This is a genomic window from Arthrobacter zhaoxinii (genome assembly GCF_024385505.1).
GTDB lineage: Bacteria > Actinomycetota > Actinomycetes > Actinomycetales > Micrococcaceae > Arthrobacter_B > Arthrobacter_B zhaoxinii.
Genome location: NZ_JANFLT010000001.1, coordinates 535,900 through 555,591, shown reverse-complemented (window position 1 = coordinate 555,591; position 19,692 = coordinate 535,900). Strand labels below are relative to the sequence as shown.

16 protein-coding genes are annotated in these 19,692 nt (G+C 65.1%); 7 read left to right on the top strand and 9 right to left on the bottom strand.

Annotation, left to right across the window (positions count from 1 at the left end; genetic code table 11):
- Positions 1 to 2: 2 nt before the first annotated feature.
- The 3 genes from NNX37_RS02605 to NNX37_RS02595 form a co-directional block, all read right to left on the bottom strand.
- Complete coding sequence (locus tag NNX37_RS02605) at positions 3 to 791, bottom strand: basic amino acid ABC transporter substrate-binding protein (protein WP_255790697.1); 789 nt, start codon at positions 789 to 791, stop codon at positions 3 to 5.
- Positions 792 to 965: 174 nt separating this feature from the next.
- Positions 966 to 1,745 carry a basic amino acid ABC transporter substrate-binding protein gene (locus NNX37_RS02600; protein ID WP_255790696.1) on the bottom strand — a complete coding sequence of 260 codons (780 nt, stop codon included), beginning with the start codon at positions 1,743 to 1,745 and terminating at the stop codon, positions 966 to 968.
- Positions 1,746 to 1,940: 195 nt separating this feature from the next.
- The gene (locus NNX37_RS02595; protein ID WP_255790695.1) at positions 1,941 to 3,290 is read right to left on the bottom strand and encodes an isochorismate synthase; all 1,350 of its coding nucleotides are present in this window, start codon (positions 3,288 to 3,290) and stop codon (positions 1,941 to 1,943) included.
- A 119-nt stretch (positions 3,291 to 3,409) separates the two neighbouring features.
- On the opposite strand from NNX37_RS02595, the gene NNX37_RS02590 reads away from it, so the two are divergent.
- The 3 genes from NNX37_RS02590 to NNX37_RS02575 are packed head-to-tail and all read left to right on the top strand — an operon-like array spanning position 3,410 to position 6,553.
- Positions 3,410 to 4,120 (top strand): demethylmenaquinone methyltransferase, encoded by a 711-nt coding sequence (locus tag NNX37_RS02590; RefSeq protein WP_260651904.1) that lies wholly within the window; start codon positions 3,410 to 3,412, stop codon positions 4,118 to 4,120.
- On the top strand, positions 4,117 to 5,445 hold the full coding sequence (locus NNX37_RS02580; RefSeq protein WP_407079906.1) for a geranylgeranyl reductase family protein: 1,329 nt from the start codon (positions 4,117 to 4,119) through the stop codon (positions 5,443 to 5,445). Before NNX37_RS02590 ends, NNX37_RS02580 begins: the two co-directional genes overlap by 4 nt.
- 52 nt (positions 5,446 to 5,497) lie before the next feature.
- On the top strand, positions 5,498 to 6,553 hold the full coding sequence (locus tag NNX37_RS02575) for a polyprenyl synthetase family protein (protein WP_255790693.1): 1,056 nt from the start codon (positions 5,498 to 5,500) through the stop codon (positions 6,551 to 6,553).
- A 200-nt stretch (positions 6,554 to 6,753) separates the two neighbouring features.
- On the opposite strand, the gene NNX37_RS02570 is transcribed toward NNX37_RS02575, so the two are convergent.
- The 4 genes from NNX37_RS02570 to NNX37_RS02555 all read right to left on the bottom strand — a co-directional run bounded on the left by NNX37_RS02570 (position 6,754) and on the right by NNX37_RS02555 (position 9,822).
- Complete coding sequence (locus tag NNX37_RS02570; protein WP_255790691.1) at positions 6,754 to 7,260, bottom strand: HIT family protein; 507 nt, start codon at positions 7,258 to 7,260, stop codon at positions 6,754 to 6,756.
- 7 nt (positions 7,261 to 7,267) lie between these two features.
- Positions 7,268 to 7,696, bottom strand: a complete 429-nt coding sequence (locus tag NNX37_RS02565) for a hypothetical protein (protein WP_255790690.1) — start codon at positions 7,694 to 7,696, stop codon at positions 7,268 to 7,270.
- A gap of 77 nt (positions 7,697 to 7,773) precedes the next feature.
- Positions 7,774 to 8,403 (bottom strand): putative glycolipid-binding domain-containing protein, encoded by a 630-nt coding sequence (locus NNX37_RS02560; RefSeq protein ID WP_255790689.1) that lies wholly within the window; start codon positions 8,401 to 8,403, stop codon positions 7,774 to 7,776.
- 9 nt (positions 8,404 to 8,412) lie between these two features.
- On the bottom strand, positions 8,413 to 9,822 hold the full coding sequence (locus NNX37_RS02555) for a PucR family transcriptional regulator (protein WP_255790688.1): 1,410 nt from the start codon (positions 9,820 to 9,822) through the stop codon (positions 8,413 to 8,415).
- Between the two features lie 144 nt (positions 9,823 to 9,966).
- Between NNX37_RS02555 and NNX37_RS02550 the strand changes: the two genes are divergently transcribed.
- The 3 genes from NNX37_RS02550 (at position 9,967) to NNX37_RS16650 (ending at position 14,698) form a co-directional block, all read left to right on the top strand.
- A complete protein-coding gene (locus NNX37_RS02550; RefSeq protein ID WP_255790687.1) occupies positions 9,967 to 11,397 on the top strand; it encodes a gamma-aminobutyraldehyde dehydrogenase in 1,431 nt (476 codons plus the stop codon).
- A 51-nt stretch (positions 11,398 to 11,448) separates the two neighbouring features.
- Entirely contained in the window at positions 11,449 to 12,807 is a 1,359-nt protein-coding gene (gabT, locus tag NNX37_RS02545) for a 4-aminobutyrate--2-oxoglutarate transaminase (RefSeq protein WP_255790686.1), read from the top strand.
- A 169-nt stretch (positions 12,808 to 12,976) separates the two neighbouring features.
- The gene (locus tag NNX37_RS16650) at positions 12,977 to 14,698 is read left to right on the top strand and encodes a CAP domain-containing protein (protein ID WP_255790685.1); all 1,722 of its coding nucleotides are present in this window, start codon (positions 12,977 to 12,979) and stop codon (positions 14,696 to 14,698) included.
- Between the two features lie 278 nt (positions 14,699 to 14,976).
- Here NNX37_RS16650 and NNX37_RS02535 read toward each other — a convergent pair whose 3' ends face one another.
- Positions 14,977 to 16,698, bottom strand: coding sequence for an HNH endonuclease signature motif containing protein (locus NNX37_RS02535; protein ID WP_255790684.1), 1,722 nt, complete (start codon positions 16,696 to 16,698; stop codon positions 14,977 to 14,979).
- A 298-nt stretch (positions 16,699 to 16,996) separates the two neighbouring features.
- Positions 16,997 to 18,097 (bottom strand): EamA family transporter RarD, encoded by a 1,101-nt coding sequence (gene rarD, locus NNX37_RS02530; protein ID WP_407079905.1) that lies wholly within the window; start codon positions 18,095 to 18,097, stop codon positions 16,997 to 16,999.
- 171 nt (positions 18,098 to 18,268) lie between these two features.
- Here rarD and NNX37_RS02525 point away from each other — a divergent pair, with 171 nt between their 5' ends.
- Positions 18,269 to 19,690: an FAD-dependent oxidoreductase gene (locus NNX37_RS02525; RefSeq protein WP_255790683.1), complete on the top strand. Its 1,422-nt coding sequence runs from the start codon at positions 18,269 to 18,271 to the stop codon at positions 19,688 to 19,690.
- Positions 19,691 to 19,692: the final 2 nt, after the last annotated feature.

Genomic DNA, 19,692 nt, shown 5'->3' with positions numbered 1-19,692 from the left:
CGTTATTCGGTGAAGTACTTGTCGTAAATCTCCTGGTATTTGCCGTTGTCCCGCAGCTCAGTGAGCTGCTCGTTAACGGCGGAGATGAGCTCGGTGTTGTCCTTGTCCATGGCGAAGCCGTAGGACTCATCCGTCTCATACTCTTCGGCGATGGTGAAGTCTCCATCCTCCGTGTGTCCAATGTTCACCGGCAGGTCCTGGAGCACAGCATCGACGTTACCGGACTGGATAGCCGGGAACAGTTCGCCGTCGCTCGGGAAAGCCACGATTTCCGCGCCGGGAGCATTCTCACGGGCGTACGACTCACCGGTGGTGTTTCCCTGGACGCCGAGCTTCTTGCCCTCCAGATCATCAATGCTCTTGATGTCCGAGCCGACCGGGACCAGCAGCGACTGCAGCGAGTCGTAGTACGGATCGGCGAAGCCCATGGCCTCTTCACGTTCCGGGGTGATGGTGATGGCGCTGGCTTCAAGGTCGCACTGTCCGGCCGCGAGCACGGTGCCGCTGGCAATTCCTTCGAATCCGGCGTCCTGGACTGCCAGTTCAAGGTCGAGACCCGCCGCGATCTCCTTGACCAGATCCATGTCGAACCCGGTGTACTCGCCGTTCTCTTCATACTCGAACGGTACGTACGGGATGTCCGAGCAGACCGTCAGCGTGCCCTCGGAGACCAGATTGTATCCGTTGGCAGCGTCGTCGGAGGCTCCGGCGTCGTCACCACCGCAGGCGGTCAGCGAAAGGGCACCGATGGCCAAAAAGGTGAAGGCGGCGGTGCGGGCTTTGTGCGGCATTGGTTTACAACCTTACGTCGGACGGAGTGAGCAGTCTCACCCGTAGCTGGGTATTGGGATGCAGTCTAGAGCGTACGTAGTCCATATTCGGTAACGTGTCCGCCACTGTTAGCAGCAGGACAGAAGCCCCGTGACGTGCCGTGCCCGGCACCCGGCACCCGGTGTGCGGCGTGGCTACTTCGTGAAGAACCGGTCATGAAGCTCCTGGTACTTCCCATTCTCCCGCAGATCAGCAAGCTGTTTATTCACCTCGGCAACGAGTTCCTCGCTGCCGTCCTTCTTCATGGCCAAGCCGTAGGACTCGCCCGTCTCGAAGCTGGCGGCAATCCGAAATTTGCCGTCCTCGGTGTGGTCCTGGTTCACCGCGTGATCCTGCAGAACCGCATCAATGTTTCCGGCCTGCAGTCCCTGGAACAGCTCCGCATCGGTCTGGAAGGACATGATCTCTGCATCGGCGGCATTTTCCCGTGCATAGCTCTCGCCGGTGGTGCCCTGCTGGACCCCTACCTTCTTGCCCGCCAGATCTGCCAGGGAGGCGACTGAGGAATCGGCGGGAACCAGAAGGGTCTGCGGCGAGTCATAGTACGGGTCCGAAAATGCCAGCTTCTCGGCACGGGCGTCGGTGATGGACATGGCTGCGGCAATCAGGTCGCACTGGCGGGCAGCCAGTACGGTTCCGCTCTGCAGGCCGTCGAATCCGACGTTCTGCACCTCATGCTCCAGGCCCATGCCCTTGGCGATTTCGCGGGTGAGCTCGATGTCGAAACCGGTGAACTCACCGTCCACCACGTATTCAAACGGCTTGAAAGGAACGTTGGAGCAGACCGTAAGGGTGCCCTCGTTGACCATGGAGAGGCCGGATTCATCACTGTCGCTTCCACCGCCGCAAGCGGTCAGGGACAGTGCCGAGATGGCAAGCAGGGCGGCAATGGTGGTGCGGGCTTTGTGCGGCATGACGATTTCAGGACCTTTTTGTGGCAGGAATGGATTGGGCCGCAGGCGGAAACCGAACCGTCTCCAAAGCGGCGTCGCGCGGAAGCGCCCGGAGACGACTTCCGAGTTTCTATTCTACCCACTGTAATTTTATGCAAGAAACCATATGGCTATGCAGTCGGTCTCGCGGGGTGTCCGGAGCAGTGCCGGTGCGGGTCAGGAGCCCGCGGGTGAGGATGCGAAATCGGGGCTGCGCAGCGGAGCGGCACCCGGCCGGTCCAGGCCGAGGGCCTCGAGCATTGGCCGGAACTTGCTCCAGGTTTCCTCTAGTTCCGCCGCAGGATTGGAGCCGGCAACAATGCCGCAGCCTGCATAAAGCCGGACGTCGGTGGGGCTTTCGATCACGGCGCCGCGCAGGGCGATGCCCCATTCGCCGTTTCCGGCGGCATCCATCCAGCCCACCGGTCCCGCGTACGGACCGCGGTCCATGTGTTCAAGTTCACTAATCAGTTCGCCGGCCACGCTGGTGGGGAACCCGCAGACGGCGGCAGTGGGGTGCAGCGCCTCGACCAGAGTCAGCGGCGTGGGAACCAGTCCGTTGTGATCCGGAGCGAGTTCGGCCGTGACGTCGGAGGCCAGGTGCCAGACGTTGGGCAGTTCGAGGACAAACGGTTCGGTGTGGGAGGTCATCGAGGAGGTGAAGGGTTCCAGGGACCGGGTGAGGGAATCGATCGCGATCTGGTGCTCGTGCTGCTGCTTGGCGGAGCCGGCAAGCACCCGCTGGGCATAGTCGGGATCATCGACGGGGGCGGTGGCGCGGTCCAGGGTGCCGGCCAGCACGCGTGCCTGCGCCGTGCCGTCCTGCACCCGGATCAGCATCTCCGGCGTGGAGCCGATCAATCCGTCCACGGAGTAGGTCCAGCAGTCCCGGTAACGCACGGCCAGTTCGCGGAGCACCTGCGAAGCCACCAGGGGGCTGGCCAGCTTCACGGCAATATCGCGGGCCAGGACAATCTTGCTGAGGTCACCGGCGGCGACGTGCGCCACCGAGCGTGCCACGGCGTTTTTCCATTCCGCCTCGCTCAGCATGCCGGGCAGGACATGGTCCGCCGGGTCGCTTTCGCGGTAGTGCGGCAGATCCTCCAGATAGCGGGCAAGTGCAGCCTTTGCCGTCTCGGCGTTGAGTTTCGCCGCGGGATCCGTCGTCGTGTACGTCACCCAGCCTGCCCCGTTCCGCAGGCCGACGACGATTTCCGGAACCACCAGGCGGGATTCGAAGGGGGAGCGCTTGGAGAAGGCAAAGGACCCGAAGGCGACGATGCCGGTGCCGGGGGCTGCCAAAGGGTCGTCGACCTCGGCCTGCGCCAGGAGGGACCGCCACCAATCCTGCGCCCGGGCAAACCGGTCAGGGCCGCTGGAGGTGAAGCGGGCGGCTTCGCCGAACCCTACGAGTCCCTCCTGGCGCCGGATCCAGCAGAGCTGCTCGTCAAGTACCAGAAACTCCAGAAGACCAATGGTGGCGGAAAGCTCACCGACGGGCACGGTCACAGAACGCAGGGTGGTCATAGTGGTTCCACAGTACTCCGCCGCCGGTGCACGCCGGATATCGGGGCCCCCGGCTGAGAGGAACAAGACAGCGCGGCGGCCTGTTCGGCGGCCCTCCTATTGTTTGAGACAATGACAGAGTGAACCGCGCATCGTTGGAAAAACGCCCGGATGAAGTTGCTGCCATGTTTGATGATGTGGCACCTAAATACGACGTCGTAAACGACGTGCTGTCCCTCGGGCAGACACGCCGCTGGCGCCGCATTGTGGTGGACGCCGTCGGAGCCGTGCCCGGCCAGCGGGTCCTGGACCTTGCCGCCGGCACCGGCACCTCAAGCGAGCCCTACGCCGACGCCGGGATCGACGTCGTTGCCTGCGACTTCTCGCTCGGCATGCTCAAGGTAGGCAAGCGGCGCCGCCCGGACATCGACTTCGTCGCCGGCGATGCCACCAACCTGCCGTTCGAGGACAACTCCTTCGACGCCTCCACCATCTCCTTCGGCCTGCGCAACGTCAACGAGCCCAAGAAGGCCCTGGCGGAAATGCTCCGGGTCACCAAGCCCGGCGGACGCCTTGTCATTGCAGAATTCTCCTCGCCGGTGGTTCCGGTGTGGCGCACCATGTACACCGAATACCTGATGCGTGCACTGCCGTCGATCGCCCGCAAGGTTGCCTCCAACCCCGATGCATATGTGTACCTGGCGGAATCCATCCGCGCCTGGCCGAACCAGGACGGCCTGGCTGCCTGGATCGCCGAAACCGGCTGGGAGGATGTTGCCTACCGCAACCTCACCGGCGGCATCGTGGCCGTACACCGCGCCGTCAAGCCCGGAGGACATCCGGCAAAGTGAAGGTCCTTATTGTCGGTGCCGGTCCCGCCGGTTCCACCGCCGCGTACTACCTCGCCTCCGCAGGGGTGGACGTCACCGTTCTTGAGAAGACCGCCTTCCCGCGGGAGAAGGTCTGCGGCGACGGCCTGACGCCGCGTGCCGTGCGTGAAATCCAGTACCTCGGTTTGCCGCACGATGAAGCCGAAGGCTGGCGCCGGAACAAGGGCCTGCGCCTGATCGCCGGCGGCCGCACACTCGAGCTGCCGTGGCCGGTGCTCTCGGATTTCCCCGACTACGGCCTGATCCGCACGCGCCTCGGTTTCGACGAGGCCCTGGCCCGCCACGCGCAGGCCGCCGGAGCGAAGATCCTCGAGCGGCACACCGTGGTCTCCGCCATCCGCGGCGAGGACGGACGGGTCGAGGGCGCCGTCGCCAACATCCTGGACGAGAACGGCAGGCGCACCGGTGAACGGCGCGAGTTCTTTGCCGACGTCGTTCTGGCCGCCGACGGGAACTCGAGCCGTACCGCCTTGAGCCTGGGCATCGAAAAGCGCGATGACCGGCCCATGGGCGTGGCTGTGCGCACCTATTTCGAGAGCCCGCGCACCAATGACGACTGGATGGAAGGCTGGCTTGAGCTGCCCGACGCCTCCGGCAACCCGCTGCCCGGCTACGGCTGGGTCTTCGGTGTGGGAGACGGAACCTCCAATGTAGGCCTGGGCATCCTGAACTCTTCCAAGGAATTCGGGAAGCTGGACTACCGCAAGGTCCTGCGCGACTGGACTGCCGGCATGCCTGCGGAGTGGGGCTTCACCCCGGAAAACCAGGTCGGCGAGATCCGCGGCGCAGCGCTGCCGATGGGCTTCAACCGCACCCCGCATTACTCCCCGGGACTGCTTCTGCTCGGCGATGCAGGCGGAATGGTCAGCCCGTTCAACGGCGAAGGCATCTCCTATGCCATGGAGTCGGCCCGGTTTGCCGCCGAACACATCATCGAGGGGCAGGGCGCTGCGCTCGTCCCCGGCCTACTGACCTCGCGTGCAGCGTTCGACGTCGAACTGCGCGGCTACGCCGGACACGTGCGGGAAGAGTGGGGAAGTCACTTCACCCTCGGCCGTATCTTCGCCGCCATGATCGGCCGGCCAGCCGTCATGAAACTGGCCCTGCGCACAGGAATGCCGATTCCCGTGCTGATGCGGTTTGTGGTGCGGATGCTCGCCAACCTCACGGACCGCAGCTCCAAGGGCATAGAGGATAGAGTGATTGCCTTACTGGAAATGCTGGTCCCGGCGGCAAGCAACCAGGGAACGCCGGCAACTTCCCGGCAGCCCGTGCAGCACCCGTGACGTTCAATGCCTGTTGTGTCCACCCGTTCCGACAAATAGTGAGTCTTGAACAGTGACTGAATCCACCAATACCAGCCCGGAGACCGCGCCGAGCACTTCCGCCCTGCCGCCGGGGTTCGCCCTGCTGGCGGAGGACCCGAGGCTCGGCCCTTCGATGGCCGCATCCCTGGAGCAGGTGGAAGTGCGGCTGCGTGAAGCCGTCGCGAACTCCGATCCTTTCGCCGACACCACCTCCCGGCACCTCGTGGAGGCCGGCGGCAAGCGGATCCGTCCGCTCCTGACGCTGCTGGCGTCCCATCTCGGTGCAGAGGATGCGCCCGACAAGGTCATCCAGTCGGCCGTGGTTGTTGAGTTGACGCATTTAGCCACGCTCTACCACGACGACGTGATGGACGAAGCACCGTACCGCCGCGGCGCACCTACAGCACATGAAATCTGGGGCAATTCGGTGGCCGTGCTTACCGGCGACCTCATCTTTGCGCGCGCTTCCAGTCTGGTTTCCGCTCTGGGCGGTCCGGCCCTGGCTATCCAGGCCCACACGTTCGAGCGGCTGTGCCTGGGCCAGCTGCATGAAACCGTCGGCCCTGCCGAGGGCCAGGATCCGCTGGAACACTACCTCTCCGTCATTGCGGACAAGACAGGTTCCCTGATTGCCGCTTCCGGCCAGTTCGGTGCACTGTTCTCCGGAGCCGGCCAGGATGTCATTGACATCATGGTCGAATACGGCGAGAAGGTGGGTATCGCCTTCCAGCTGGCCGACGACGTCATCGACGTCACCGGGGTGCAGGTCAAGTCCGGGAAAACTCCCGGCACCGATCTGCGTGAAGGCGTTCCCACCCTGCCCGTGCTGCTGCTCCGTCGTGCTGCTGCCGGCGGGGACAGCGACGCCGCTGCCGTACTGGAGCTGGTGGAAAGGGACCTCAGCTCTGACGAGGCCCTGGCCGAAGCCGTAGAAGCGCTGCGCAGCAGCCCGGTGACTGAGCAGTCCTGGGAAGTGGCCCGCAGCTGGTCCGAAGATGCAGTTGCCGCCCTGGCGCCGCTGCCGGACTCCGTGGTGAAGGAAGCCCTGGCCGCCTTTGCCCGGGCAGTCGTCAACCGCGAGGTCTAGCGGCTACTGCCGGGTGCCCGGCCGGTCGGTGGTCGCTGGCCGCGTGCCGCTGGCCGCGTGCGGGGGAGCGGTCTCGGGACGGGGCCCTGGGGCCGTGTCCCGGCCTGACGGCCCTCGGGCCTGTGGACCGTGTCTCGGCCTGACGGCCCTCGGGCCTGTGGACCGGATCAGCCCGGGCCCAGACCTTCCGGTCCGGCGGATCAGTGCTGGTTGGCCGTCTCCAGGGCGGCGCGCAGCTCTGCGGCCTTGCGGGCACGTACAGCGGGCGGCACGATGGGCCGTTTCGGCGTGAAGTACAGACCGTCGTCGGTCCAGCGGGGGAGTACATGCTGGTGGTAGTGCCAGACGTGCTGGCTGCCGGCAGGCTCGTTGTGCTGGCGGGTGGTGACGCCGTCGGGGTTCCACGCTTTCTTGATGGCCACCGCCATGTCCCGGGTTACCAGCATGATCCGCGCCGCGACGTCGTCGGGCAGTTCATAGAGCAGCTCGTAGTGCTCCCGAGGCGTGACGAGAACATGTCCCGGCTCCGGGTCGAAGCCGTGGGAAGCGATGAACGCAAGGACCAGGTCGTCGGAGTAGATCAGGTCGCCGGGCTCGCACAGATTGCCGGGATACCGGAGCTCGCCGGAGGCCAGGTCGCAGAACGGGCACTCATAGCCCTCGGGTGCATGGCTCTGCCAGGTTTCTGCGCGGAAAACGTCCCTCATTGAAGGCTCAGTCCTCGTCCTCATCCTCTTCGAAAATCCACTCGAACATGTCCAGGACGTACTCGCTCAGCGTGCCTTCCTCGCTCTGCCAGTCACCGCGGGCGTTGTTGCGCCGCCAGACAATGGGATCCGGAACGTCCAGCTGGTCCGCACGGATGCCCCAGACAAACTTCTCGTCCTCGTCTTCGAGGAACAGCAGGTAGCCGTCTTCGATCTCGAGCTCGTCCGGATCCCAGAAGAAGTGGAAGGCCTCCATGAGGTCTTCGCAGCCGCCGACGGCAAGGTAGAACTCGCGCAGCACCAGCGGGATGGTGAAATCGTGGGCGGCCAGCATGGAGTCCAGCTCCCGCTCGGGGATGCCGTCTTCCTCCCGCCAGTTGTCCTCAAGATACTTGGGGACCAGGGCGCGGAATCGATCCAGGAAAATTTCACTCATGAGGTCTCCAAGCGTGCGGTGAGTGGATGTATTCCAATCCTAGCCGGGTCACGGACCCGGTCCGGACGCCGGCGGACCTACGGCAGGCGCGTTGCCAACCCGGGATAGTCGATGACGGTGCCGTCGGCATCAACGGTGAGTTCGGCGGTGAACCCGCGGTTGGCCGAGCTGTAGAGGACGACGGCGTGGCCCGGGTCCGCCGAATAGGCCCGAACCTGCGAGTAGACCTGTTTTCCGGGGAGCACCCGCAGGCTGGGCATTTCCACCCAGGCCATGGTCAGCTCTGTTTCATCCGGGGGAGCGGAGTCATTCAGCAGGTCCAGCCTCAGGATCGGCATGGTGTTGGTGAGCGGGCACAGGCCAAGGTCGCAGTCCTGGGCCTCATCCAAGCTGCGGGGGTCTGCGATACCGGGGGCGGGCAGGTCCGTGAGGCCGGACGTGGTTGTCTCGGCGCTCCATCGGCCCTGGGTGCTGCGTTCGAGCTGCAGGCTTCGCGACCAGCCCTTGCCCTTCACCTCCACCGTCAGCCGGCGGGTGACCCAGCCCGGGGTGGTGGACAGGGTCCAGGACGCCCGGTATTCGGAGGTGATCGAGGTGCCCGCGGCGGCAAGTTCCCGGTCCCGGAAAGACACCACTGCAGTGTCCGTGCGGTCCGGATCATCCTGACCCTGCCAGCGGACGGTCCTGGCCTGCGCGGTGGTAGTCATTCCTACAGGTTAACCGCCCAGACGGCGGACGTTCAGCGCCAAGTAGAGGTGCACCCGGTCGGCGGTGACCGCCGGGTCGTACCCGGTGAGCTCCGCAATCTGCGCCAGCCGGTAGCGGACAGTGTTGCGGTGCAGGCCCAGATCCGCGGCAACGGCGGCCACTGATCCGTTCAGGAGCAGGTACGCGTTCAGGGTGGGGATCAGGTGCGCACCGTGCCGGTCGTCGAAGGCAACCAGCGGGTCCAGGGCTTCGGCAGCCAGATCGGTGAGTGGAACATCACGGCTGGCCATCAGGAGGGAGGTCAGGTTCAAGCGCTCGGGTTCGTTCACTGACGCACCGTTCCGCAGTGCTTCCCGTGCCTCGAAGTAGCTCCAGCGCAGTCCCGCGGGTTCAGTGTAGGAACCGCCGATCCCCACCTTTGCCGTCAGTCCGGCACCGAAGAGGTAGTCGCTCAACTTCCCGGCCAGCCCACTGGCTACCGCCGCGGGAACCACCAGGGCGAGGCGGCTTTCATGGATGGCTGTGGGCGTGCCGCTGAATTCTGCAGGCAGCGGCAGTGCAGGCAGCGCACGGATCTGGCCGGAGGCCACCTCCACCAGAAGCACGGCCTGCCGCCGGTCAGCGTTGATGCCGGCTGCCTGAAGCCTCACAGCTGCGTCCCGTCCCGAGAGCAGGCCGTCCACCACGTCTCCCAGGAGTTGTCCGGTGACCTTCCTGCTGCTGGCCCGCCGTGCCGCCTGGTTGCTCAGTTCTACCCCGATCAGGCTTTGCGCATAAGCAACAATGTCCGGCTGCACGGACGGTTCCGCAATGGCCAGCGTGCAGCGGTCCCGCATTCCGGTGGGGATAGGGATCCGCGGCCAGGAGGCATCCGGCTCGGCTGTGGCGAAGACCGGAGCACCGTATTGGAACAGGGCGACGTCGGCCTTCACCAGGCTGGACAGTTCCGTTAGTAGCCGGGGCAGTCCCTTGCCGCTGAGCAGCGCCTCCGCCAGAACCTGATGGGCGGAAAGCAGCTGGTGGAGCTGGGTGACGTGCTCGGCGGAGAGGGAATCCGCAACAAGCTTCCCCAGGGCCATAAAGGGGGTGCGGTAGGGGACCTCGAACACGGGGAGTCCCAAGCGGTCCGCCTCGGCCAGCAGGGGAACCGGCACCGTGTCATGGCTGAGTCCCGTGCCGAACCCGATCCCAAGCGCGCCGGCGCGTTTGACGCTCTGTACAAAGCGGTGCTGGGCCGCACTGCTGCGGTGCCGCAGCCCCGTGGTCAAAACCACCTCGCCGCCGCCGAGGAAAGGGGAGGGATCCTCCAGCTCCGTGACGGCCACCCACTGAATGGGCTCATCGGAGAGCTCGGAGGATCCGTGACGCGTCAATTCCAGGCCGCCCGCAGCCAGCAGGTCCGAAAGTGTGATGGGCATTGCACCACTATAGGTGGAGAACTTTAGGCGGTTGCACTGCGGTCGTACTGTGGGGCTGTGCAGGTGGCCCTTCGTGTGAGAGGTGCTTCACAGTAGGTTTGAGGGAACCACCTACGCAGCGCCCGCCCCGAAAGGACGTCCGGCATGGCTGAGACATTGCAGAACTTCATCAACGGGGCTTTTGTCCCCTCCCGCGGAATCGACGTACTGGATGTCGTGAATCCGACCAACGGCGAAGTGGTTGCCGTGTCGCCGGTCTCCGTGCAGGCCGACGTCGACGCAGCGATGGACGCAGCCGCCGCTGCGTTCCGCACCTGGAAGCGCACTACTCCCAGCGACCGCCAGCGCATGCTGCTTCGCCTGGCCGATGCCCTGGAATCCAATTCCGACGAACTGGTGGAAGCGCAGCACCGGAATACCGGACAGGTGCGCTCGCTGATTGCTGCAGAGGAAGTAGCCGTTGGCGCGGACCAGCTTCGCTTTTTTGCCGGTGCAGCCAGGCTTCTGGAGGGCAAGTCTGCCGGGGAGTACATGGAGGGGTTCACGTCCTTCATCCGCCGCGAGCCGATCGGCGTCGTCGCCCAGGTGGCCCCATGGAACTATCCGCTGCTGATGGCGGTATGGAAGATCGGTCCTGCCTTGGCCGCCGGAAACACGGTGGTCCTCAAGCCGTCCGACACGACCCCCGAATCCACGTTGGTCCTTGCCCGTCTGGCGGCGGACATCTTCCCTGCCGGCGTGCTCAACGTGGTCCTTGGCACCGGTGAGACCGGTGCGCTGATGGTGGAGCACCCCGTGCCCGGCCTGGTCTCCATCACCGGCTCGGTGCGGGCAGGTGTTGCCGTGGCTTCCGGAGCCGCAAAGACCCTCAAGCGGGCCCACCTGGAACTGGGCGGCAAAGCGCCTGCAGTTGTTTTCGCGGATGCCGACCTGGACCGGACTGCCACAGCCATTGCCGAGTTCGCGTTCTTCAACGCCGGTCAGGACTGCACCGCCATCACGCGCGTGCTGGTGGAGGATTCCGTGCACGACGCCCTCGTGGACAAGCTCGTGGCTGCGGCGAAGGAACTTCGGACCGGCAGCGACAACGACGAGGAAAACTACTTCGGCCCGCTCAACAACATCAACCACTTCAACTCGGTGAACGCCGTGATCGAAGCACTGCCCGCGCATTGCCGCGTGGAGACCGGCGGACGGAGGGCCGGGTCCAAGGGATTCTTCTTCGAACCCACCGTCATCACCGGAGCGCGCCAGGACGACGACGTGGTGCAGAAGGAAACCTTCGGTCCCGTCATCACCGTGCAGAAATTCGACACCGAAGAGCAGGCCGTGGACATGGCCAACGACGTCGAATACGCCCTGGCCTCCAGTGTCTGGACCACGAACCACGGCCGCGCGATGCGCCTGTCCCGGGATCTGGATTTCGGCGCGGTCTGGATCAACACCCACATCATGCTCACGGCCGAAATGCCGCACGGCGGCTTCAAGAGCTCCGGCTATGGCAAGGACCTCTCCATGTACGGCGTGGAGGACTACACCCGCATCAAGCATGTGATGAGCGCACTGGACGCCTAGGCCTGCGCCCGTTTCCCTACTCCTTCAGCGGTACCTCCGAAAGGCAGCTCCATGAGTACACCCGTTATTACCCCCAGCTACCGCCTTGAACAGCGACGCCGGATTACCGGCATTTTCCCGGGCCCGAAATCCGCTGCACTGGCAGCACGCCGTGCTGCCGTGGTGCCCAGGGGGGTTGCCTCCAGCGTTCCCGTATACGCGGCTGACGCGGACGGCGGGATCATCATGGATGTGGACGGCAACGCCTTCACCGACCTCGGTTCGGGTATTGCCGTGACCAGCGTGGGCGCTTCCGACCCTGCCGTCGTCGCTGCCGTGCAGGAACAGGTGGAGCACTTCACCCACACGTGCTTCATGGTGACGCCCTACGAGGGGTACGTGGCCGTTGCCGAACGTCTCGCGGAGGTCACTCCGGGGGACTTCGAGAAACGGACCGTGCTGTTCAACTCCGGCGCGGAAGCCGTGGAGAACGCCGTAAAGATTGCCCGTTCGGCAACCGGACGCGACGCCGTCGTCGCTTTCGACCACGCCTACCACGGCCGCACCAACCTCACTATGGGACTGACCGCGAAGGCGATGCCCTACAAGACCGGCTTCGGTCCGTTCGCTTCCGAGATCTACCGGATGCCCATGAGTTATCCGTTCCGCGAGGAGAATCCGGACATCACCGGTGCAGAGGCCGCAGACCGTGCCATCCTGGCCATCGAGAAGCAGATCGGCGCGGACCAGCTTGCCGCGCTTCTGATTGAACCGATCCAGGGTGAGGGCGGCTTCATTGTCCCTGCCGAAGGCTTCCTGCCGCGGCTTGCCGAGTGGGCACGTGCCAACGGCGTGGTCTTCATTGCCGACGAGGTGCAGTCCGGTTTCTGCCGCACCGGTGAATGGTTCGCGGTGCAGCACGAAGGAGTGGTTCCGGACCTGATCACCATGGCCAAGGGCATCGCCGGCGGTATGCCGCTCTCCGCCGTTACCGGGCGTGCGGAGCTGCTCGACGCTGTCCATCCCGGAGGTCTGGGCGGCACGTACGGCGGCAACCCGGTGGCCTGTGCAGCTGCCCTGGCGGCAATGGACACCATGGTCAGCCAGGATTTGGCCGGCCGGGCACGGCGCATCGAGGAGCTTGTGCTGCCCCGGCTGCAGGCACTTGCGGTGGAAAGCGGCGTCGTTGGCGATGTCCGCGGACGCGGTGCCATGCTCGCCATGGAATTCGTCCGGCCGGGTACCAAGGCGCCCGACGCCGAGGCGGCGAAGGCTGTCGCGGCAGCCTGCCTGCAGGAGGGCGTCATTGTTCTGACCTGCGGCACCTACGGAAATGTGATCCGGCTGCTGCCGCCGCTGACCATCGGTGACGACCTGCTGCTGGACGCACTGGACGTGCTGGAAGCTGCCGTCCGCGGGCGCCTCTCATAACTCGAGGCGTCCGGGTTTAGCAGCGTCACCAATGTGACTGGTGTTGTTTGCGTGATCTACGTCGTGTAGATTCGCGGGGCGCCCCCGGTATGGCGGGCGCCCCCGATTGCTGATCTCTCCAGCGCGGGCAGACCAGGGCCCTGCGGGTCCGGACGCAGAGGACTTTGTAGTGCGTGTAAGAAAACCTGTAAGCGCCTTGGCGGTTGCCCTGATTACCGTGGTGAGTGCCCTCGTGGCGCTTCCTACCGCGTCGGCAGCCACATCGGAGGCTCAGACTGCGGGCCGGATGTTCAGCCTGATTAACAACTACCGTGCGGAGTCGGGACTCGCACCGCTGGCTTGGAACCCGCAGATCGGTTCCGTTGCCCAGGAATGGACCGCTGGTTCCGCCGTTGGTGCTGAAAGCGCCGGCGCCTACACCTACGGGCACAACCCGACCCTGCCGGCCGGATATCCCGCCGGTTTACAGGGCTGGTCGGAGAACATTGTCTGGAACTACGACGTCGACCAGGCGTTTTACTGGTGGGTGAACTCCGGACCGCACAACATGAACATGCTCAACCCGTCCTTCACGGACGTGGGTATAGGGGCGGTGCGCCTGACAGCGGGTCCTAACGAAGGTGCTTATCTGATCACTGCAGACTTCGGGACGTATCCGGGCAGCGGTGGCGGACAGCCGGTTGCGCCCGCTCCGCAGCCAGTGGTGGATGACGCGGCAGAGAAGGCCAAGCAGGAAGCCGCCGCACGGGAGGAGTCCGAGAGGGTCGCCGTCGAGAAGGCTGCTGCTGAGAAGGCCGCAGCCGACAACGCTGCCGCTGAGAAGGCCGAGGCTGACAGGGCTGCCGCTGAGAAAGCCGCAGCCGACAACGCTGCTGCCGAGAAGGCCGAGGCTGACAGGGCCGCTGCCGAGAGAGCCGCAGCTGAGAAGGATGCCGCGGACAAGGCGGGAGCTGACACTGGCGCTGCCGAGAAGGCTGCTGCTGAGAAGGCCGAGGCCGACAGGGCTGCTGAGTCTGCCGCCGCCGCGAAGGCAGACGCTGACAGGGCTGCCGCCGAGAAGGCCGCTGCCGAGACTGCTGCCGCTGAGAAGGCCGCTGCTGAGACTGCCGCCGCCGCGAAGGCACAGGCTGATAACGCCGCAGCCGAGAAGGCCGCCGCTGAGGAGGCTGCAGCGGAAAAGAATCAGCCGATTGTTGAACCGGCTGCCCCCGCTGAGACAGACGCACCGGTAGAAGTGCCAACCCCCGTGGTCGACGAGACCGTGTCAGAACCGGCGCCCGCACAGCTGCCGACAGCGAACGTCGATGAGAAAGCCGGCGAAGATACTGTTGAATCAAAGCCGGCCACCGATGCCGCAGCTGTAAAGGCCGCCCCCAAGGCCCCGGCCGCGATCGATCCGTGGAACGACGCGAACCTCACCGAGGCCAACCGCGGCGGTTTCGTAGCCACTCCCCGTGGAAGCTTCTTGACTCTGAGCGGCCTGGAACCGAATGCGGCCTACCGCGTGGTCTTGCATTCGAACGCCATTGATCTCGGAACCATGACTGCCGATTCCGCGGGAATTCTTGCTGTTGATGTTCCTGCAGATCTGCCCGCGGGTGACCACCGGGTTGCGCTGACGCTCGGAACCGAGTTTGTCGGCTGGCAGTCCTTCTCCATTGAGGAGTCCGTGACGGTCCTGGGGGCTGCAGCAGGCACGGAGACGGGTCTGGAAGCCGCTGCCCCGACTGCGGAGGTTTCGGCAGCCATGCCCACCGGTGTTGCAGGGGGAGAATTGGCCGCGACCGGCCTGGCTTCCTGGCAGCTGCTGACGGCCGTGCTCGGAAGTCTTCTGGTGGTCGCCGGTACCGCCGCCGTCGTTATGGCCCAGCGCCGCACGCGCCAGGCATAGACAAGAAACACAGCGAACGCTGCCCTTCACCTCCCGTTGCCAACGGGGCGGTGAAGGGCAGTTTTGTACGCATGCCATGGACGTCTTAGTACAACATGGGGTTTCTAGGAGAAAAGGCAGAATTTGCGGGCGGGTGCTGCTCGCCCACCGGAGCCTGCACAGCGCTGGCTCAACAAGGGGCATTGCGGCTCGTTCCGGCTGCGGTGCCCCTTCCTTGTTATTGGCGGTCAGTGGGGGCGTTGCATGTGCCGCACGTCCTACGCAGTCACGGCACCGTTTCATGATGTGAGGAATTCCGGATGGAAGTAGGCGTTCCGCAGCGGTCGGCGGTCCGGATCAACGTAGGGCGGCGGCACGAACCATGGAACTCCTGCCCGCATGTAAGCCCGCCATTTCTCCTGGTGGATCAGGTGGTGGTGGAACGAGCACAGCAGCATTCCATTCCCGAGGTCCGTGCCTCCTCCGTGCTCCCAGAACGTGGCGTGATGAGCCTCCGTCCACGGCCCCGGGATAGTGCAGCCCGGAAAAGTGCAGCCGCGGTCCCTGGCCTGCAGCGCCTTGCGCAGGTGCGGCGGGAAGAGTCGTGCCGCTCGTCCCAGATCCAGGACCTGCCCTTCGGTTCCCAGGACGACAGGAATCAGATCCGCATCGCAGGCCAGTTTCCGAACCTCCCTTACCCCGATAGGTCCGGTGAAGGCAGCGCTGCCGGGTGCGGGACGCTCCCGGGTACTCCGGCTCCCGGAAGGTTTACTGTGGCGGGTGCTGCCAGGATCGACGGTGTGAAGGTGCTGATGATTCGGGTCGGTAGCGTCGTCCCGACTCTTCGGATTTCCCGGTTCCGATGGCTTCATGTTCCTGCCAGCGACATCGCTGTCGGGTCCATTCGCTAATCCGGACAGGAGGGCCTCATGGCTGATGGTGACCATAACCTGAGGCCGCAGACCTCCGGCAGCTGGCAGACCGCCGGATGAAAGAGCCGCGCGGACGGCCGCGAGTAGCCCCTCGAGCAGCATTTGCGGGCGGGTCGGCCGAGGCAGTCGATCCGGAAGGTCAGGCCCGGGCCCGGTGGTTGCTTCCACCGTCGTTGGAATCGTTTGCCCGCTGGATGCGGGTGGGTTTCCCGCAGGCCCCGTCTGGTGCGGATTGGCGGCACTGTTGGTCAGCGTGGTTAGTGCTTCGTGCTGCTCGTCGGTGCAGTAGATGTGCAGATGGTTCAATCCGTTCCGCCGCCGGCCCGGGAAGATTCCCTGGAAACGGCTGAGCTCTTCCTCGCTGGGCGGCTGGTCCTGGTCCAGAAGGGCAATCCAGTGTTTTGCCGTGCGGACGAGGAAGTCGTGGTCTTGATGAGAGCCGATATCCGTGAGCTGTTTCTCCATGGCCCTAAGCGCTTCCGGTTCCAGCCGGGGCAGCGCTTCCTCCAGGGCGTGGGCAATGACGTCCACGTCCGAGGCCGCCAGGGTGGCCTCGGCGCATGCGTCGGCAAGCAGGGGATACACCGGTTGCAGTGATTCACCCGTCAGTGCCTGCCGGGGAAGGACAGACGCGGCAAGAGCCAGTCGGCGACGAGCGTCTCCCCGGGAGATACGCAGCCGGGAACGAAGAAAATCTGCTGTGCTCCTAAACTCACGCCATCGCCCGCCGGGCACCGGCGAGGAAGGGAGAGCTGTGGAGGAAGGGGATGCTGTGCCGGGGTCCTGCCCCGCTTCGGAATCCCGCACCCCGTCTGCGGTACTGAACGTCCGGGCAGGACGCTGTCGGTCAACGGCAGCAGCGGCGGTTAACTTCAGGTAGTCGGCGATGCGGGAGATTTCCTCGACCGCAGAGGCGAACTCCACGGCATCCTGAAGGCTGAGAAGCTCCCAATCCTCTGTCGCTTCCGCACGCAGAGTAGATGCTGCGCTAAGGGCTAGTTCAGCCTGGTGAACCAGTGACACGCCGGATGCATCCACCGAGGGAAATCCGGTCGGCAGCTGTAACTCGTTCAATGGTTCCAAAGCCATACGACAAGCGTGGCGCACCGACCGGCAGGCGCCTGCCGCACCCCTCGGCGCCGGGGATAACACGGCGGACGCCCGGCAAAGAAGCGAGCTGTAGAGGACTGGTCGGGGGCCCGCTCACCCGCGGCGCAGCCCCGGCGCATCCGCTAGAGGCCAGCGGCAGCGCACAGCCCCGGCACACCCGCTGCTAGACGGCAGCGCAGCACGCAGCCCCCGGCACGCCCGCTAGACGACAGCGGCAACACGCAGCCCCGCCACACCCGCTAGACGGCAGCGGCAACACGCAGCCCCGGCGCACCCGCTAGACGGCAGCGGCAGCACGCAGCCTACGCTTGCGCCGCGGACCGCCGATCATGTCGATGGTCAGCATCACCAGCGCGAGCCAGACCAGACCGAAGCCTGCCCAACGCTCAGGCGGCATGGCCTCCTTGAAGACGGTCAGGGCCAGGATGAACTGCAGGGTGGGCGCCAGGTACTGCAGCAGTCCCACCGTGGACAGGGGCAGGCGGCGGGCAGCAGCGCCGAAGAAGATCAGCGGCACGGCGGTAATGACGCCGGAGGCGACCAGAAGCCAAAAGTGCCCCGCACCGTTGGAGGTCAGGGTTGCGGCACCGGTCATGGACAGCCAGATCATGACGCCTGCGGCGATAGGTGTGAGGACTGCCGTTTCAATGGTCAGGCTGGAGACCGCGTCAACGCGGGAGCCGATGCCCTTCTTGACCAATCCGTAAAACCCGAAGCTGAACGCCAAGGCCAGGGCCACCCACGGCACGGTGCCGTACGCCAGTGCCAGCACCAGCACGGCAATGAACCCCACTGCCATGGCCGCCCACTGCAGCGGACGCAGCTTTTCCTTGAGCACCAGTACGCCAAGCAGAACCGACACGAGCGGGTTGATGAAGTAGCCCAGTGCTGCTTCCACTGCGTGTTCGTTCAGCACCGCCCATGAATATGTCAGCCAGTTCACAGCGATCAACAGGGCGGCGCCGGCAAGTGTTCCCACCGTCCGCGGATTTCGGCCGGCAGCGAGCATCGGCTTCCAGGCCCGCATGACGGTGAGCAGGATGGCGCAGAAGACCAGGGACCAGACGACGCGGTTGGCTACGATTTCCACCGCTCCCGCCGGTTTGAGAACCATGAAGTAGAGCGGCAGCAGGCCCCAGAGCCCGTACGCGCCGACTCCAAAGAGAATGCCGGGCAGGTTTTCGCGGCCTGCCGCCGGCGTTCCGGACGTCCCCGGCTGGCCTGCCGCCGGCGTTCCGGACGTCCCCGGCTTCCCGGACGACGCCAGGTCTCCCGACCCCGGATCAGACGACGACGCGCCCGCAGACGCGGAACTACCGGGGGACGGGACGACGCCGGCATCGGCTGCAGCGTTACGGACGCCGCGGACGGCGGGCACGGGTTTTGAGTAAGGCACGTGGTGCTTAACACGCAGGTGCGGAGACGTATTCCCGGGAGGCCTTCCGGGCGCTTTTCCGGACCGTTTAGACGACGGCGAACCCGGCATTTAGAATAAACAACTGTGTGTTAATTGCGCACCCAGAAGCTCAGAAGAGAAGAAGGACTATCAGTGACAAACCCTGCCGCGGACAGCGCCCAGCGTCCTTTGAGGGTCGCCATTATCGGCGCAGGCCCCGCCGGTGTTTACGCCGCCGACATCCTTACCAAAGCCGACCGGGACTTCGAGGTCAGCATTGACCTCTTCGACCAGTACCCTGCGCCCTACGGCCTCATCCGCTACGGAGTCGCTCCGGACCACCCGCGCATCAAGGGGATCGTCAATGCCCTGCACAAGGTCCTGGACCGGGGTGACATCCGGTTCCTCGGCAACGTCAACTACGGCCGCGACCTGACCCTGGCGGATTTCCGGCACTTCTATGACGCCATCATCTTCGCCACCGGAGCCATCAAGGACGCCCCGCTGAACGTGCCCGGCGTCGGCCTCGAGGGTTCCTTCGGCGGTGCGGAATTTGTGTCTTGGTATGACGGCCACCCGGACGTCCCGCGGGAATGGCCGCTGGACGCCAAGGAAGTGGCAGTGATCGGCAACGGCAACGTGGCCCTCGACGTCGCCCGCATCCTCTCCAAGCACGCTGACGACCTGCTTACGACGGAAATTCCGACGAACGTCTACGAGGGCCTGAAGAAGTCCCCGGTCACCGACGTGCACATCTTCGGCCGGCGCGGACCGGCGCAGGTGAAGTTCACGCCGCTGGAGCTGCGTGAACTCTCGCATTCGCGTGACGTCGATATCGTCCTGTACCCCGAGGACTTCGAATTCGACGAGGGCTCCGACGAGCAGATCCGCACCAACAACCAGACCAAGACCATGGTCAATACCCTCACCAACTGGCTCGTGGAGGAGCAGGACACGGGGGCTTCCCGCCGCCTGCACCTGCACTTCCTGCACAGCCCGGTGGAGATCTACGACGATCCCTCCAACCCCGGCAAGGTCGCCGGCATGAAGTTCGAGCGGACCGAGCTGGACGGCACCGGAAACGTGCGCGGCACCGGGGAGATTGTGGATTACCCGGTCCAGGCCGTCTACCGGGCCATCGGCTACTTCGGTTCCGAGCTGCCCGAGGTGGGCTACGACGCGCAGCGCGGCGTGATTCCCAACGAGGGCGGCCGCGTCATCAACGAAGACGGCGCACCGGTGCCGGGCATCTACACCACGGGCTGGATCAAGCGCGGCCCCGTCGGCCTGATCGGGCACACCAAGGGCGATGCGCTGGAAACCATCGGATTCCTGCTGGAGGACCGGCTGAACCTGCCGGCAGCCACGCACCCGGACCCGTCGTCGATCACCGACCTGCTCGAGGAGCGCGGCGTCAAGTACACAACGTGGGAGGGCTGGCTGAAACTGGATGCCTACGAGCGCAGCCTCGGCGCCTCCTACATCCACCCCGACCCGCTGACCGGAGAACTCGTCCGCGAGCGCGTCAAGGTGGTTGACCGCGAGGAAATGACCCGCATTTCCCGCGGCGAGTAACC

Excerpts from the sequence above, each read along its gene's own strand:
- NNX37_RS02605 (WP_255790697.1), bottom strand. The coding sequence starts at position 791 with ATGCCGCACAAAGCCCGCACCGCCGCCTTCACCTTTTTGGCCATCGGT.
- NNX37_RS02600 (WP_255790696.1), bottom strand. The coding sequence starts at position 1,745 with ATGCCGCACAAAGCCCGCACCACCATTGCCGCCCTGCTTGCCATCTCG.
- NNX37_RS02595 (WP_255790695.1), bottom strand. The coding sequence starts at position 3,290 with ATGACCACCCTGCGTTCTGTGACCGTGCCCGTCGGTGAGCTTTCCGCC.
- NNX37_RS02570 (WP_255790691.1), bottom strand. The coding sequence starts at position 7,260 with ATGAGGGACGTTTTCCGCGCAGAAACCTGGCAGAGCCATGCACCCGAG.
- NNX37_RS02565 (WP_255790690.1), bottom strand. The coding sequence starts at position 7,696 with ATGAGTGAAATTTTCCTGGATCGATTCCGCGCCCTGGTCCCCAAGTAT.
- NNX37_RS02560 (WP_255790689.1), bottom strand. The coding sequence starts at position 8,403 with ATGACTACCACCGCGCAGGCCAGGACCGTCCGCTGGCAGGGTCAGGAT.
- NNX37_RS02555 (WP_255790688.1), bottom strand. The coding sequence starts at position 9,822 with ATGCCCATCACACTTTCGGACCTGCTGGCTGCGGGCGGCCTGGAATTG.
- NNX37_RS02550 (WP_255790687.1), top strand. The coding sequence starts at position 9,967 with ATGGCTGAGACATTGCAGAACTTCATCAACGGGGCTTTTGTCCCCTCC.
- gabT (WP_255790686.1), top strand. The coding sequence starts at position 11,449 with ATGAGTACACCCGTTATTACCCCCAGCTACCGCCTTGAACAGCGACGC.
- NNX37_RS02535 (WP_255790684.1), bottom strand. The coding sequence starts at position 16,698 with ATGGCTTTGGAACCATTGAACGAGTTACAGCTGCCGACCGGATTTCCC.